Raw genomic sequence first — 15,125 nt, 5'->3', positions numbered from 1 at the left:
GTTGATGCGATTGTCGTTCAGCGCACATCGTTGTACTCTTATTCATGATTGCCAGACTATGCCAGGAAAAAACGGTGTTGTTCAGATTTTGCAGAGGGGATGTTCACAATTTCCTGCGCAGAACCTCTGTTTTTTTTGTTAAACATGCTATATGATAAGATTACCGAAATCGTTTTAGGTTTTGATAAGAAGATAAAATTTTACACCTATAAACGTTGATTATAAAAGGACTAATCCATCCATCGGAAGAAATATTTCCTCCGAATTAACCCTCGTTTTTTCTTGAGATATGTATTCGCTATCATTTTAATTAACTACCGATAACCAAAGGAGATTCTATATGACGACCAACCAAACGAAATATCCGTTTCAAGATACAGCACTAGAGTTAGACACCCGTGTGAAGGACCTTGTATCCCGCTTGACGGAAGATGAAAAAATTGAATCCATGCTGCAATATCAGCCGGCAGTAGACCGCCTGAGTGTGCCTGCATACAAACACGGAACAGAAGCGGCCCACGGCTTGGCCTGGCTTGGAGAAGCAACATCTTTCCCACAACCGGTGGGGCTTGCATGCACATGGGATGCGGATCTGATGAAGGAGATTGGCTCCGTACTTGGAGACGAGGCGCGTGTATTTTATAAACGCAATCCGGCAGTGAACGGTCTTACGCTGTGGGCACCTACAGTGGATATGGAACGTGACCCGCGCTGGGGACGGAATGAAGAGGCGTATGGTGAAGACCCGGAACTGACAGCCGAGCTGACAACAGCATTGGTCAAAGGAATTCAGGGTGACCATCCAAAGTATTACAAAGCGGTCGCTACCTTGAAGCATTTCCTCGCCAATAATAACGAAGTGGATCGCGGAAGTGGTTCGTCCAGCATTGATCCGCGCAACATGCGTGAATATTATCTAAAGGCGTTTGAGAAGCCATTTAAGGAAGGCGGCGCACAGTCGATGATGACGGCGTACAACTCCATTAATGGTACGCCAGCGTTGTTGCATCCTTTTGTGAACGAGATTGTCAAAGGCGAATGGGGCATGGATGGTTTCATTGTCAGTGATGCAGGCGACGTAATGGGCATCATGAATGATCATAAATACTATGATTCCCACACACCAGGTACCGTAGAATCCGTGAAGGCCGGAATTGATAGCATCACCGATGATGCTGAGCTGTCCAAACAGGCACTGCGTGAAGGATTGGAACAAGGTACACTCACGATGGATGACATCGATAAGGCGTTGTTCAATACGTTCCGTGTGCGTTTCCGTCTGGGCGAGTTCGATCCGGAAGAAGGCAACCCGTACGCTTCTATTGGTGAAGAGTCCATGATGACAGAGAAAGCAAAAGAACTGTCGCTCAGAGCTGCAAGAGAACAAGTGGTATTGCTCAAAAACGACAAAGGCACGCTCCCGCTGGACAAAACAAAAGCTGGTAAAGTGGCTGTGATTGGTCAGTTGGGTGGAACGGTCTATCGTGACTGGTATGCAGGTACCATGCCGTATAACGTATCCCCGCTTGAGGCGATCCGTGGCAAAGTAGGCAACGATAAAGTATCGTTTAAGGATGGTAATGACCGTATTACGTTAACTTCCGTAGCCAGTGGGAAGAAAATTGGACTGGCAGAAGGTGAAAAATCACCTGTGATTGCTTCGGGAGAAGCGGAGACGTTTATGGTGTCCGACTGGGGCTTCGGAAGTTATACCTTGCAGGCCGAAAGCAACGGCAAATATCTGACCACAGATGAAGAGACCGTAACGGCTTCCGCTGATGAAGTATACGGCTGGTTCGTGAAGGAAGTATTCCACCTGTTGCCACAAGAGGATGGCAGTGTAGGTCTGACTACTTGGAATGGCAAAACGGTGACTGCACCTAATGGTGGAAACGATGCATTAGTAGTGTCCGAAGAACTGAAAACCTTTGGTGCCACAGAGACATTCAAGCAGGATGTGGTTGTGAATGGACTGGAGGAAGCGGTAGCAGCGGCTAAGGCTGCGGAAACGGCGATTGTTTTTGTTGGTAATAATCCCCTTGTAAACGGGAAAGAAGAGATTGACCGTCCAAGTCTGGATCTCGCCGAATCCCAGCAACGTCTGGTTGAGGCGGTCTATGCCGCGAACCCGAATACGGTTGTGGTCATCGTGGGCAGTTATCCATTCACATCGAATTGGGTCCAGGAGAACATCCCGGCGGTATTGTATACTTCACACGCAGGACAGGAACTGGGTAACGCAGTAGCAGACGTACTCTATGGCGACTATGCGCCAGCAGGCCGTTTGAACATGACATGGGTACAATCAGCAGATCAACTGACCGACATCAAGGATTACGATATCATTCAATCCGGTCGTACGTATCAATATTTTGAAGGCAATGTATTGTATCCGTTTGGACATGGTCTGACGTATGCAACGTTTAAATACAGCAATTTGGAACTTAGCCCAGCTCAAGTGGGTACAGAGGGCAACGTTACGGTAACTGTAGATGTAACCAATACCGGTTCAGGTGCTAGTGACGAGGTTGTACAGTTGTACGTTCGTGCAGGAAAATCTCGGGTAAAACGTCCACTCAAAACGTTAAAAGGATTCCGTCGTCTTCATATCGAAGCGGGAGCTACAGCAAAAGTCAGCTTCACCTTGCCTGTGCATGAACTGGCAATCTGGGATGTGACTCGTGATCGTTATGTCGTGGAAAGCGGAACATACTCCATCATGGTTGCCAAGTCATCCTCCGATGTTCAGCTGGTTGCAGACCTGACGGTAGAAGGAGAGACGATCCCTGCGCGTAATCTGGGTGTGGCTACTCGTGCCGAGAATTATGATGCTTACCTGGGTGTTGATCTGGATGAAAGCAAAGAGGGCGGAAGTGCTGTCCGTGTAGTTGGTGAGCAAGGATGGATTGCCTTTAAGGATGCCGATCTGGGTAGTGGGGCAACAGCAATTGAAGCGCGTGTATCCGCAGAACAAGCAGGCGCTGTGTTGGAAGTTCGACTCGGTTCACCAGACGGTACGCTCGCAGGACTTGTGGAACTGGCGCAAGGTGAAGCCCAGCAGTGGTCTACCGTGAAGGCGGAACTCACAGGTGCATCAGGTGCGCAGGATGTATACATTGTGCTGTCAGCAGGTGTGCGCATCAGTCACTTCGAGATCCGTTAAGTCAAATAGCTAATGAAAAAGCCTCCGAATACATTCGGAGGCTTAGTTTGTTGTTTAATGACCATTTTGCATAAATCCCCTGAGCGGTAGGAATCGAATTATGCAAATTTCTATGATATGAACCGCGTTTGTTTCATTAAACGTATTTTTATTTACCGTCAAACGTAATCATTTTTTGCACAAATTGCTTCAATTGTTTGTTGGTTTCATTCAATTGTTCAATTGTGCTCATGAAATTGTTTACGAGTTCAGCCTGCTCTTGGGAGCTTGCAGTGATCTCACCAAGTTCATTCTCCATGCCTTGAATGGATTGCCGAACTGAGAGAAGAGAATCTTCAATACGTGCCGTCGCTTCTTTGGTATCCACAGACAGTTTGCGAATTTCTTTGGCAACAACGCCAAAACCTGCACCAGCTTCCCCTACACGAGCAGCTTCAATGGCAGCATTCAAGCCAAGCAGATTGGTTTGTTCGGAGATTTCACGAATGAAACTGGCGACCTGAGTGACATTGCCTGATTTCTGTACGGCTTGTTTGGAATTGTTCCGGATCTCTTCGGTTGTGGCACTGAGTTCCTCGGAGTGTGCAGCTACATGCTGTACACTGTCAATTAACTGGTTAGTCAGATTTTCGGTAGCATCCATGAGCTGTTGCAACTGGTCTTGGTCATCCATACTGTAGAGCAGATTAAACAGGGCGATGACTTCACCTTTTTCATTTTTAATGGGGATAAAAGCCACGTCAAAAGGAACACCGAATAAATCTTTAGGGTAGTGATCGAATCGTTTGACTGTACCGCCGTTGAGATCAGCAAAATTTTGATTTCCATCCAATAGAGGGTCGCCGGGTTGATAATTCAGTTGTTTTAACGATTCCCCTGCTGAGAAATATAGGAATTTCTCATGATCAATCACGGAGAGGGTTACATCCTGACGAATCGTATCTCGAAAGAAAGGCATACATGTAATTAATGCTTGAACAATATCCATATAAAAGATGATTCCTCCCTGGTTACCTTATGTAAACGGTTAAATTTTAAATGCTAACTTAATAACTACCTATATTATATATCGTCATGCAATAGAGAAGAAAATAGAGAGAATGGATAAAACCTATTTCTTAAAGAAGACCGCTATACGCCAACAAGACACGAGTCCGCTGGGGACACGTGCCTTGTTAGTTGGTGAGGGGAATAAAACCAATGTTTTACAGCATACTGAGCTGCATTGTAACGATGGTTCGAGTGGCTAGTGTTGCACGGACATCAATCAAACGCTGATTCCGGCTGCCGCGGAAGGGAAGGGAAACATCACGCTCCGCTTCAACGTATCGACCGTCAATAATCACATCGCACAACCGGGCAAGCTCCGCTCTTGCAGGGTCGGTAATCAGTTCTTCATATTCGAATCCCGTGTAGGCCCATACCGTCAGATCAGGACGTGCAGCGCGGAGCTGCTGGACCCAAGACGTACATTCTGCTGCCGAGAAAAAGGGATCACCACCACACAACGTAACGCCATCCAGCAATGGATGGGTCGTCACTTCATGCAGAATCTGCTGCTGCCGCTCCTCTGTAAAGGGCTCACCCGCTCGAAAGCTCCATGAATCCGGACTGAAGCAGCCCGGACAGGCGTGACGGCATCCGCTGATGAACAACACGGCACGCAGGCCGATTCCTTCATTCACCGATTCCGGGATGTAACCATATAGATTCACCGGTGTTTCACCCGATCCCGCACTTCGGCCTGCTTTGCAGCATTGAAGCGTACTTTGTAATCTCCGGTCAGATAGCCAGTTACGCGGCGTAACCGCTGGAAGTGTACATGGTTCTCGTGGGCTTCACAGTTTGGGCATACATCCCCAATGACGCCTTCATAACCACATGCAGGGCAGCGATCAATTGGATGATTAATGGAGAAATAACCGATATCCTGCGCCAGTGCATACTGTACAATTCGCAGGAAAGCTGCGGTGTTGGCCCGAACGTTTCCGTCAAGCTCCACATAGGAGATCGCACCCGCGTTACATAAAGTGTGGAATGGGGCCTCCAGTTCAATCTTCCGATATGCTGGAAGCGTGTGGTAGACCGGGATATGGAATGAATTCGTATAATACTCCCTATCATTCACTCCGGGAATAATGCCATAACGCTCTCTGTCGATCTTCGTGAATTTGCCGGACAACCCTTCAGCAGGTGTGGCAAACAGTGTGATATTCAAGTTATGCTGCTCGCTCATCCGGTCACAGAACTCTCTCATGGTCCGAATAATGTTGAGCGCTTCGCGATGTACATGAGGGTCCTGCCCATGATGGCGCCCATAGAGAGCTGTCATACATTCCGCGAGACCGATAAAACCAAGAGATAATGTTCCATGCTTTAAAAGCTCGGCAACCGGCTCGTTCGGGCCAAGCTGTTCTCCACCTTCCCATACACCCTCCCGCATCATGAAGTCCGATGCCTTGGCAGGCTGCAATGTCTGAATTCGGTAGCGGTGTAACAGGCCGGAAGCGGCATTATGCATAACTGACTCCAAAGCAGTATAGAATCCGGCTCGGTCAGCGACAGCTCTTGCACCTTGGCAGATGCCAAACCGGATGCCGAGCTTCACGAGGTTAATGGTGTTGAAGGACAGATTACCTTTACCACTTTGACGATTGCGACCAAACCGGTCAGCCAGTGTACGTGTGCGGCATCCCATGGTTGCGATGATCGTATCCGGATCTTCCGGATGATAGTAGGGCAGATTGAAAGAGGCATCCACATTGACAAAGTTAGGATACATCCGCCGGGATGAACAGGTGACTGCGAGCCGGAACAGATCATAGTTCGGCTCTCCTTGAGCCTGATTAATCCCCTGTTTACATTGGAAAATATGTTGAGGGAACACGGGAGTCTCCCCGTTGCCCAGACCACGAATGGTTGCTTCCAGCAACGAGCGTGATACCAACCGTCCTTCCGCAGAAGTACATAATCCATAGTTCAGTGAAGTAAATGGAATCTGACCACCCGCCCGGCTGCTCATCGTATTCAGGTTATGAATCAGTGATTCAGCAGCTTGTCCTGTCTCCAATTCAGTCTCTTCATAGGCGAAGGCATATGCCCGCGGACATTGATTCTTCGCTTCGATGCTATCCAGATGAAGCTGTTCATCCCCGATCAGAACATTTTCACCAAAGAGCCGTTGCCCTTTGCGGTAGTGTTTGCGGAACGATCGCTGTACATAAGGGGCCAGATCCCAGTCAATTTTATTGGCCGATACACCGCCATATTGACTGTTCTGCTGGGATTGGAAGATGATCGCAACCAGAGCCATGGCAGACATGATCGTCTGAGGTGTGCGAACCGATCCGTTACCTGTGTTGAAACCCGCAGCAAGGAGACGGTCAAACGGGATAAAGATACAGTTGGTCGTTCCAAGTGCATACTGATCCAGATCGTGTACATACAGATCCCCATTCTCCACAGCTTGGGCAAGCTCTTCCGGCAACACATGACGCAGAGCATGCCACTTGGCGGTCTCCGAACCGAGCCTGCTCATCTTACCACTGAAGGAATCCCCGTTCAGATTCGCATTTTCCCTCAGCGTATCGGCGTCTTCTGCGCCAATAATTCGTCTTCCCAGGTCGGATAATAGATCGGATGCCGGTGGGGTGGCATACTCAAGCATGTTCATGTAAGGTTCCTCCTAAAATGATTTTGGTTATCATTCAATTCACGTTAAATACTATATGTAGATTCGTCTTATCCATTTATAAACTATATGTGGTTTTTTGGGTGTGATAATGATCACACAGCTTACTGAACAAAGTGGACTTTCCTTTAATTGCTGCGGATAAAGGTTCCCAAAGTCTGAGCGGAAGCGTATAATTTCTAGTTATTCTGCAAGTATAATATCCGAAGTCGGACAAGATGGACTTTAATCGAGCTGAAAAGGCGAGTTGCAATGAATTCGCGGTCGTTAAACCATCCGTTTAAGACCTGCTTTTGTTCACAAATGGGCAATAGGCAGGGAGTATGATTCTCTTATACTTCTACGGTGTTAATCATATAAGTATAGATTGTGACAGCTATTCGGATTTTTGATGACCCCTGTACGTGATTAAACATTCTGAAATACAGATTTGAAAGTGCAGCTTAGATAAGAGGGGTGAATCATGGGGACGGCAGAAGGCATTACAAGAGGCTTCTATGAAGATATAAAGGAAGCTGCGGCCCATATCGTAGACGTATTAAGTGGTATATTGAAGGTCAATACCATCTTTGTTGCGACGAATGACGGGGTGACCAATGTCATTTTGGAAGCCTTTAATCGTACGGAAGAGTTAATTGTTAAAGGCAGTGCACTTCCATTTACGGATTCATATTGCAGCCTGGTATTAAGAGACAACGGTAGCGTTCTTACGATCCCGGATACATGTGAACATCCGATGACACGATCCATGGGCGTTACGAGCGGACTTGGCAATCGCTTCTTCGTGGGCGTGCCTATTATGAGAAGATCGGGCGAAACATTTGGCACCATCTGTCTGATGGATGATCCTGGTTATGTGATCAGCGAAACCGATATGAAGACACTGAAGGCGATGGCTGTATTCCTGGGTTATGTTGTTGATCTGGAAAGCACGTTGCATGTTCAGGAGCAGAAATTGAGTGATTCGGAACAAATGCAAGAACAGCTCCAGGCAGAGAAAGAACGTGCCGAATCTGAGGCTATGACCAAAACACAGATGTTGAAGCTAATGAGTCACGAGATTCGCAATCCTTTGAACGGTATTTTGGGACTGACAGATCTGATGCGCACACCGGATATGCCTGAGGAGCAGTCCGAATATGTGAACATGATTGAGACAAGCGGCAATATTCTGCTTTCCTTGCTGAATAATATGATGAATTTCAACATTAATGAAGCAGGTAAAACGGTTATACATGATGATCCGTTTGATCTGGTAGGCACCATTGAGAATACCGTGTATCTCTATGCCGGGATTGCGACGGGCAAGAACATTGAGCTGGGATTAAATCTTGAACTGAATGTATCTCAAGTGTTCGTTGGTGATGAAGTCAAGATTGGACAGTTGCTTGCACACGTCATTCAGTATGCTCTCGATTCAACGCGTGAAGGTTCCGTTCTGATTACAGCAGTGGTGAACGGAGAAGAATTGGAGGAGACCGGTACACTTCAGCTCAAGGTGAAGTACACGGGTCAGATGTTATCGGACAAGAAGACACCAACCTTTAACAGCCAAGATGAAAATTTGAATATCCAAAAACTGATCGGAAGCAATCTAGGTTTAGCTGTAAGCCAGAATCTTGCCATTCTCATGCATGGCCGTATTCAGGTGAGTAGTGTGAAGGAAAATGAGACGGAATTCAACATCTCCCTTCCATTGCGCAGATACTGGGAGTTACCTCAACTCGCAAGTGTTCAGCAACGGTTAAAAGGGAAAAAGGTGTTGCTTGCCAAGGACCCTGATATTTTGCAAGGTGTCTCTTCCCTGATGCGTAGGTGGGAGATGGATGTACACATGACCTCTGGTGTGACATTAGCGCATGATTGGATCAAGGAAGGATTCATGCCGGATGTAGCCGTTGTGGATATGGGATTAATGGAAGGCGGCGCGGTTGATTTTGTACATGAACTGAAACAGCGACTGGAGAATCTGCCCGTCATTGTTCTTGTTCCTTATGGTATGCACATTGAATTGCATGAAGCAGAAGCCTTTGATGCTGTTCTGACCAAGCCGGTCAGACAGGCTGATCTTTTGAATGCATTGAGCATTACTTTGCCTTAGATCATGATCATAGATCTTTATTCGGCGCACCTTATAGGTGCGCTTTTTTTCATTTTCCATTTTCTGAGCCAAAGCCCTTTTATTCCGAGCTGGTTACGTTACAATAGAAAGTGAACTTCATCTTTATAACCAATAGAGGAGGATATGCAATCAATGGATTATCGCAGATTAGGTGGAAGCGGACTGAAAGTAAGCGAGATTAGCCTGGGAAGCTGGCTGACGTACGGAGGGTATGTGGAACGTGAGAATGCGGTGAAATCAATTGAAACTGCATTTGATGAAGGCATTAACTTTTTTGATACTGCCAATGTATACGAACGGGGCGCAGCAGAAGAACTGCTTGGGCAGACGCTCAAAGCATATTCCCGTGACTCTTATGTACTTGCAACCAAAGTATTTGGCAAAATGGGTGATGGTCCGAATGACCAGGGGTTATCTCGCAAACATATCAAGGAGCAATGTGAAGCCAGCTTGAAGCGCCTAGGCGTTGAATATGTGGATATCTATTATTGCCATCGTTATCATACCGAAACACCAATTGAAGAAACACTCCGTGCTCTCGATGATCTGGTACGCCAAGGCAAAGTGTTATATGTAGGCGTCAGCCAGTGGACAGCGGCTCAGATGGAAGCTGCGTTGGGTACAGCAGATCGTCTGCTTCTGGATCGTATCGTGGTCAATCAGCCGGTGTACAACATGTTTGACCGTTATATCGAAAATGAAATTATTCCGCTCGGTGAGCGTAAAGGCATCGGACAAGTTGTATACTCCCCGCTTGCTCAAGGTCTATTGACCGGGAAATATACGTCCGTTTCCGATATCCCAGAGAATAGCCGTGCTGCCAAGCTAGGATGGGACGAAGGAAAGATCAATGTGGATCGTATCGGGAAAGTTCGTCAACTGATTGAAGTGGCGGACAAGCTGGATCTGAAGGTTGGCCAACTGGCTCTTGCCTGGATTCTGCGCCAGAACAATGTATCCAGTGCACTTGTAGGGGCGAGTCGTCCCGAGCAGGTAAAAGAGAACGCGGCTGCATCTGGCGTGAAGCTGGATGCTGCCATTGTGGAGGAGATTGAGAGCATCCTTGCTTGATCTCCTGTCAGCAAACAAGCTGAGATGATATGCAATGATCTATAAAGAAAGGGATGTCCTGTGCGCCTGAATAGGCGAACGAGACATCCCTTTTTTGGAGCGTTGAAAGGTTAGATTAATGAAGGGTTAGATCTTACTTTAAAGCGTAAGAGGCAAGGAACGAAAAGTTAAGGCGCACACACGGTTACGCCCTGTATTCTTGGCTTCATATAAAGCACGATCGGCCTGTTCGAAGAAATCGTCATCGTCATGATCATCACAATGATCGGGGTACACGGCTACACCAATGGAGATGGTTAGACGTGTCGTGTGCCCGTCAGGCAGAGCAAAATGGTATTTCTCTACAGCCTGTCGTATAGATTCGGCGGTAGCCACGGCCTGACGGTGTCCACAGTCGAGCAAGAGAATGGCGAATTCTTCCCCACCGTTTCGTGACACGATATCAGCAGAACGTGCATGCTCAACAAGCAGTCGTCCAAGTTGCTTCAGGACCGCATCGCCAGCGGAATGACCATAGGTGTCATTTACCTTTTTGAATCGGTCAATATCAATGGCAAGCAAGGAAAGCTTCTGTTGGTAATCCCGCGCACGCTGAAGTTCCAGTTGAAGTGATTTTTCGAACTGTCGTCGATTGCTCAGGTTGGTAAGATGATCGGTAGAAGCTCTTTTTTCCAATAGAAATAACATTTCATTAGATTTATTAATGAATTCTGCAATGAAATAGATAAATATTCCACCGGCAAAAGAAATGGTCATTTGTAACGGATATATCTTCATTAATGAATTCATGCTGTCTGTATTCAACATAAGGATGATAAAGATTAATGTCATGCCAAGCAGATTCATTGTAATTATTTTGGTCAGTCTGGACCAAGGAGCATAGGCGAAGTATACACCGGACAGTCCGATCAGAGTCATGACAAAACCTGCATCTATGGCAGAGGATGATAAGCCGAACATCAGAATACGAATGACCGAGATCATGAGTCCCGTAATGACCGAAGCCAATCCTCCCATATATACCGCTGCGGTAACGATGGCCAGATGCCGTAGATCTACAATTGTAGTTTCGTTCAGAGGGAATGAATAGTTCATGAGTACTGTGCCATATATACCGAATAATAAGCCGCCGATCAACTGAACACGTAACGAGGGAAAAGGCAATCGGATACTATAGAACTTTGCGATGATCCCGGATACATACATAAACGTAATCATGACACAGATATTAATGAAAAAAGTGCTAAACAACCGACATTCCCCCTTTTTACGCACATCCCTATATTTTATCTGAAAAGTGGTGCTGTAGCGAACCATAATATCCCAAATTTATGAGGGGATTGCTGGGAAAGATGTTTTATTTGCATATACAGGATGTTAGAGTGATATTGACTTCAATATGCAATAAGATTTATACTTAATCTAAATCAAAATATATTCCTTCTTTTTGGGAAGACCATCATAAGTAGAAGATCAGTGTCTGATTTCATATAAAATGGATCAATAATAAAGGAGAAATGGTTGTGAGAACTTTAAATCTGACGATACAACGACAAGCAGTATATGATGTGGTGCGCCATTCAGAGGATCATCCGACAGCTGCTGATGTCATGAATCGACTCGTGGAACAAGGATATAATCTGGCCTATGGTACGGTGTATAATTCTCTTCGTTATCTGACGGACAAAGAATTGATACGGGAACTTAAACTCGGAGAGACAGCAAGCCGGTACGATGCCCGTATGGATGATCATCAGCATATTATGTGTGAAGTGTGCGGCAAAGTGGACGAGGTGATGACAGAGGTTCCTCCACAATGGATGAAACAGGTAGCTGAAGAAACCGGATATGCAATCGATCATGCTCATGTGGTCTTTGGAGGTGTCTGCGGGGAATGCAGAAACAAACGGATCAAGTAAAAATAAAACTGCCTGGCCGCCGTTTACCCCTAAGGGTTAAACCAGCCTTGTCTGACTCAACACCCCTTGTGGACAATTGTCCGGTTACACGGCGTGTTATTCTGATCAGCCCGATGCCGGGGCAGGTTCATGAACTGGTAAAGGCCTTAACGGATAGTTGCTTTGATGTACTGGTCTTCCATCGCTGGGAACCGGACCTGCATGAGCGTCTTGTCTTTGATCTGTTGATCTATGATCTGTCTGTTGCTGGAACTATCGATGCATTTGCCGGCATTAGCAGCCGATTGAATCGTGAGGCTGAGCATACAACCCCTTGTTTGTATCTGGTTGGTGAGAAGATGATTGGCAGTGCAAGTGGACCGATGCTTCAGGAGGAATTGCTGGTGTGGCCTGCACGCCCGCAGGAAGCACTTTACCGAGTGCAGCGCATGATTGGCAACAGCCCTGCTCTGCCCAACCGTGGTTTTTTGCCTGAGGAAGGGCACCGTATCGGATTTAAAGATCTGTGGCTCGATCGTGAACGGATGAGTGTACAGCGCGATAATAACCGGATTCATCTAACCAAGACCGAATATGATCTGTTACTCAAGCTGATTGATGCCAAAGGTGCAGTCATTTCCCGTGAGGAAATGCTCAGCGATATCTGGGAGACGGACTTTACGGGTGGAAGTAATGTGGTCGATGTTCATATCAAAAGCTTGCGCAAAAAATTGGGCGATAATGCGTCTTCGCCGCAATATATTGTAACAGTAAGAGGAGTGGGCTACCGCCTGGCGGATTAGTCCGCTTTTTTTTGCCCAAATTTTATCTTTCACTTCATGCTTTTTCGGGTACTACCTAATAGAGAGGCAGATCAGAATCATTCCCTTAAAACATGTTCATAGTTCATTCATGAATGTTGAAGAACCTCATCTTAATCTCATGTGAACCTCATGCAAGAGTAGAGTGGGACATGTTAGAATCAATTTAACAGTTAGATCAAGTCTAAATGTATATTTAAACCGAAGCCGAACATGATTTTAATAGTAGATATATAACAGCCGTGAGACCCATTAGAGGAGGACGACATGATGACAGAACGTATGACAACAAATCAGGGAGCACCTGTAGGTGACAACCAGAATTCCCGCACAGCAGGCAGAAGAGGGCCGACATTGCTTGAAGACTACCATCTCATTGAGAAAATAGCCCACTTTGACCGTGAACGTATTCCAGAACGGGTGGTTCATGCAAGAGGAGCAGGTGCTCATGGCGTATTCACGCTAGAGCAAAGTATGAAGGAGTATACAACAGCTGACTTCCTACAAGATCCAGGTACGGAGACGGATGTGCTGGTTCGTTTTTCAACCGTTATTCATGGTACGGGATCACCAGAGACTGCACGAGATCCACGTGGATTTTCCGTCAAATTTTACACACGGGAAGGCAACTATGATATTGTCGGTAATCATCTGCCCGTTTTCTTCATTCGTGATGCGATGAAGTTCCCTGATATGGTGCATTCCTTGAAGCCGGCTCCGGATACAAACATTCAGGAACCTGCCCGATATTGGGACTTTATGACCCTCTCACCGGAATCAACACATATGATGACCTGGTTGTTCTCTGATCTGGGCACACCAGCAAGTTATCGGGAGATGGATGGTTTCAGCGTACATGCTTTCAAATGGATTAATGCACAGGGACAGGTCCACTATGTGAAATACAAATGGGAGTCTGCACAAGGCGTGCGAGGCTTCTCTCGTCAGGAAGCTGCCGAGGTACAGGGGCAAGACTTTAATCATGCTACCCGGGACCTGCATGAACATATCAAGAACGGGCAGTACCCGCAGTGGAAGCTTCAGGTACAGCTCTTGAAGCCGGAGCAAATGGATGATTTTGCTTTTGATCCACTCGACCCAACCAAAACTTGGCCTGAAGATGTATTGCCGTTCCATACGGTAGGGACCATGACCCTGAATCGGAATCCACAAAACTTCTTTGCTGAAGTGGAACAGGCGGCCTTTTCTCCTAGTGCGCTTGTACCCGGAATTGAGCCTTCCGAAGACAAATTGCTGCAAGGACGCCTATTCTCCTATCCAGATACACAGCGTCACCGGCTTGGACCGAACTATTTGCAAATTCCGGTGAATTGCCCGTACGCACCCGTTCGTAATCATCAGCGTGATGGACTCATGAATGTGAATCAGGACCCATCTCCGGTGAACTATGAACCCAACAGTTCAGGAAACAGCCCGCAAGAAGATCCGGCATACCGGGACAGTCAGGTTCCGTTGCAAGGGCATGTTACACGCGAGAAAATCGAGAAGACGGATGATTATACGCAGTCAGGGGAGCTTTTCCGTTCATTTACTCCTGTAGAGCAGCAGCATTTGCTTGATAATCTGATCAATGACCTTAAGGGGGTATCTGTTGATATTCAAATGCGTGCCCTGTGCCACTTCTTCCGGGCGGATGGGCAGCTTGGCGGACGTTTGGCTCATGGACTCGGCGTGGATATTTCTGCACATATGCCGTCACAGGATGGAAAATAAAGCACATTCTGACCATGTTCTACAACATCATACGGACTAATATTCGTTGAAGACCGGGCAGAACCGCGAACGTGCGGAACTCCCGGTCTTTGGCCTTTTTTACTGAAATGGAAAACAAATTTACAAATCATTTACATAAAATAGCTGACATAGAGGTTGACTTCTCATTTGATGGCACTACAATGGGTAGTGTGAGGGGTGTCAGAAAATGAGAATACACAATTTCAAAGTGGGTGAGCGTGGGCTCAACCGATTTTTTGGTCCGCTGGAGGCCAAGATCATGGACATTTTATGGGCTCGTCCTGGCAGCAGCATCCGTGAAGTGCAGACCGCACTTGAACAAGACAAAGACGTCAATTTTAATACAGTCATGACCGTGATGAACCGGCTCGTAGACAAGGGACTTCTCGGAAAGTCACAAAAGGGCAGAACATCTTTGTACCAACCGGTACAGAGCAAGGAGGAGTTTATGAACGACCAATCCAAGGAACTGTCACATGAGTTGGTGGATGAATTCGGAGCTTTGGCATTGAATCATATGCTGGATGCGCTGGACGAAGCAGATGCGGGTCTGATTGAACGCTTGGAACAGAAGATCAAACAATGGAAAAAGGATAGCGATTAA

The 15,125-nt window shown here is 46.7% G+C and carries 11 protein-coding genes; 7 read left to right on the top strand and 4 right to left on the bottom strand.

The annotated features are described in order from the left end of the window. Positions 1-340 precede the first annotated feature (340 nt). Entirely contained in the window at positions 341-3,163 is a 2,823-nt protein-coding gene (locus tag C161_RS01355; RefSeq protein WP_036667848.1) for a glycoside hydrolase family 3 C-terminal domain-containing protein, read from the top strand. Positions 3,164-3,311: 148 nt separating this feature from the next. On the opposite strand, the gene C161_RS01350 is transcribed toward C161_RS01355, so the two are convergent. The 3 genes from C161_RS01350 to C161_RS01340 form a co-directional block, all read right to left on the bottom strand. After that, on the bottom strand, positions 3,312-4,151 hold the full coding sequence (locus C161_RS01350) for a methyl-accepting chemotaxis protein (RefSeq protein WP_036667846.1): 840 nt from the start codon (positions 4,149-4,151) through the stop codon (positions 3,312-3,314). A gap of 217 nt (positions 4,152-4,368) precedes the next feature. Further along, positions 4,369-4,878 (bottom strand): anaerobic ribonucleoside-triphosphate reductase activating protein, encoded by a 510-nt coding sequence (gene nrdG / locus C161_RS01345; RefSeq protein WP_036667845.1) that lies wholly within the window; start codon positions 4,876-4,878, stop codon positions 4,369-4,371. Then, positions 4,875-6,836: an anaerobic ribonucleoside triphosphate reductase gene (locus C161_RS01340; protein ID WP_036667844.1), complete on the bottom strand. Its 1,962-nt coding sequence runs from the start codon at positions 6,834-6,836 to the stop codon at positions 4,875-4,877. The genes nrdG and C161_RS01340 overlap by 4 nt, the downstream gene beginning before the upstream one ends. 481 nt (positions 6,837-7,317) lie before the next feature. Between C161_RS01340 and C161_RS31290 the strand changes: the two genes are divergently transcribed. Both C161_RS31290 and C161_RS01330 read left to right on the top strand, forming a co-directional pair. Then, positions 7,318-8,955, top strand: coding sequence for a hybrid sensor histidine kinase/response regulator (locus C161_RS31290; RefSeq protein ID WP_051449525.1), 1,638 nt, complete (start codon positions 7,318-7,320; stop codon positions 8,953-8,955). A 153-nt stretch (positions 8,956-9,108) separates the two neighbouring features. Next, a complete protein-coding gene (locus tag C161_RS01330; protein WP_036612812.1) occupies positions 9,109-10,047 on the top strand; it encodes an aldo/keto reductase family protein in 939 nt (312 codons plus the stop codon). Between the two features lie 138 nt (positions 10,048-10,185). On the opposite strand, the gene C161_RS01325 is transcribed toward C161_RS01330, so the two are convergent. Continuing rightward, positions 10,186-11,298: a GGDEF domain-containing protein gene (locus C161_RS01325; protein ID WP_036667843.1), complete on the bottom strand. Its 1,113-nt coding sequence runs from the start codon at positions 11,296-11,298 to the stop codon at positions 10,186-10,188. A gap of 272 nt (positions 11,299-11,570) precedes the next feature. On the opposite strand from C161_RS01325, the gene C161_RS01320 reads away from it, so the two are divergent. The 4 genes from C161_RS01320 (at position 11,571) to C161_RS01305 (ending at position 15,125) form a co-directional block, all read left to right on the top strand. After that, positions 11,571-11,966 carry a Fur family transcriptional regulator gene (locus C161_RS01320; protein ID WP_036612807.1) on the top strand — a complete coding sequence of 132 codons (396 nt, stop codon included), beginning with the start codon at positions 11,571-11,573 and terminating at the stop codon, positions 11,964-11,966. Next, positions 11,942-12,748, top strand: coding sequence for a winged helix-turn-helix transcriptional regulator (locus C161_RS01315; RefSeq protein ID WP_036612804.1), 807 nt, complete (start codon positions 11,942-11,944; stop codon positions 12,746-12,748). Before C161_RS01320 ends, C161_RS01315 begins: the two co-directional genes overlap by 25 nt. 288 nt (positions 12,749-13,036) lie before the next feature. After that, complete coding sequence (locus C161_RS01310; protein ID WP_036667842.1) at positions 13,037-14,500, top strand: catalase; 1,464 nt, start codon at positions 13,037-13,039, stop codon at positions 14,498-14,500. Positions 14,501-14,708: 208 nt separating this feature from the next. Beyond that, a complete protein-coding gene (locus C161_RS01305; RefSeq protein ID WP_017691824.1) occupies positions 14,709-15,125 on the top strand; it encodes a BlaI/MecI/CopY family transcriptional regulator in 417 nt (138 codons plus the stop codon).

The organism is Paenibacillus sp. FSL R5-192 (genome assembly GCF_000517845.1).
In the GTDB taxonomy this organism is placed as follows: domain Bacteria; phylum Bacillota; class Bacilli; order Paenibacillales; family Paenibacillaceae; genus Paenibacillus; species Paenibacillus amylolyticus.
Note: the sequence above shows the minus strand (reverse complement) of the source record. Positions and strands in the feature narration are given on the sequence as shown.

What these genes read in the sequence shown, in the direction of transcription:
- C161_RS01350 (WP_036667846.1), bottom strand. Translation starts at nt 4,151, where the DNA reads ATGGATATTGTTCAAGCATTAATTACATGTATGCCTTTCTTTCGAGAT.
- C161_RS01315 (WP_036612804.1), top strand. Translation starts at nt 11,942, where the DNA reads ATGCAGAAACAAACGGATCAAGTAAAAATAAAACTGCCTGGCCGCCGT.
- C161_RS31290 (WP_051449525.1), top strand. Translation starts at nt 7,318, where the DNA reads ATGGGGACGGCAGAAGGCATTACAAGAGGCTTCTATGAAGATATAAAG.
- C161_RS01305 (WP_017691824.1), top strand. Translation starts at nt 14,709, where the DNA reads ATGAGAATACACAATTTCAAAGTGGGTGAGCGTGGGCTCAACCGATTT.
- C161_RS01310 (WP_036667842.1), top strand. Translation starts at nt 13,037, where the DNA reads ATGACAGAACGTATGACAACAAATCAGGGAGCACCTGTAGGTGACAAC.
- C161_RS01340 (WP_036667844.1), bottom strand. Translation starts at nt 6,836, where the DNA reads ATGAACATGCTTGAGTATGCCACCCCACCGGCATCCGATCTATTATCC.
- C161_RS01330 (WP_036612812.1), top strand. Translation starts at nt 9,109, where the DNA reads ATGGATTATCGCAGATTAGGTGGAAGCGGACTGAAAGTAAGCGAGATT.
- C161_RS01355 (WP_036667848.1), top strand. Translation starts at nt 341, where the DNA reads ATGACGACCAACCAAACGAAATATCCGTTTCAAGATACAGCACTAGAG.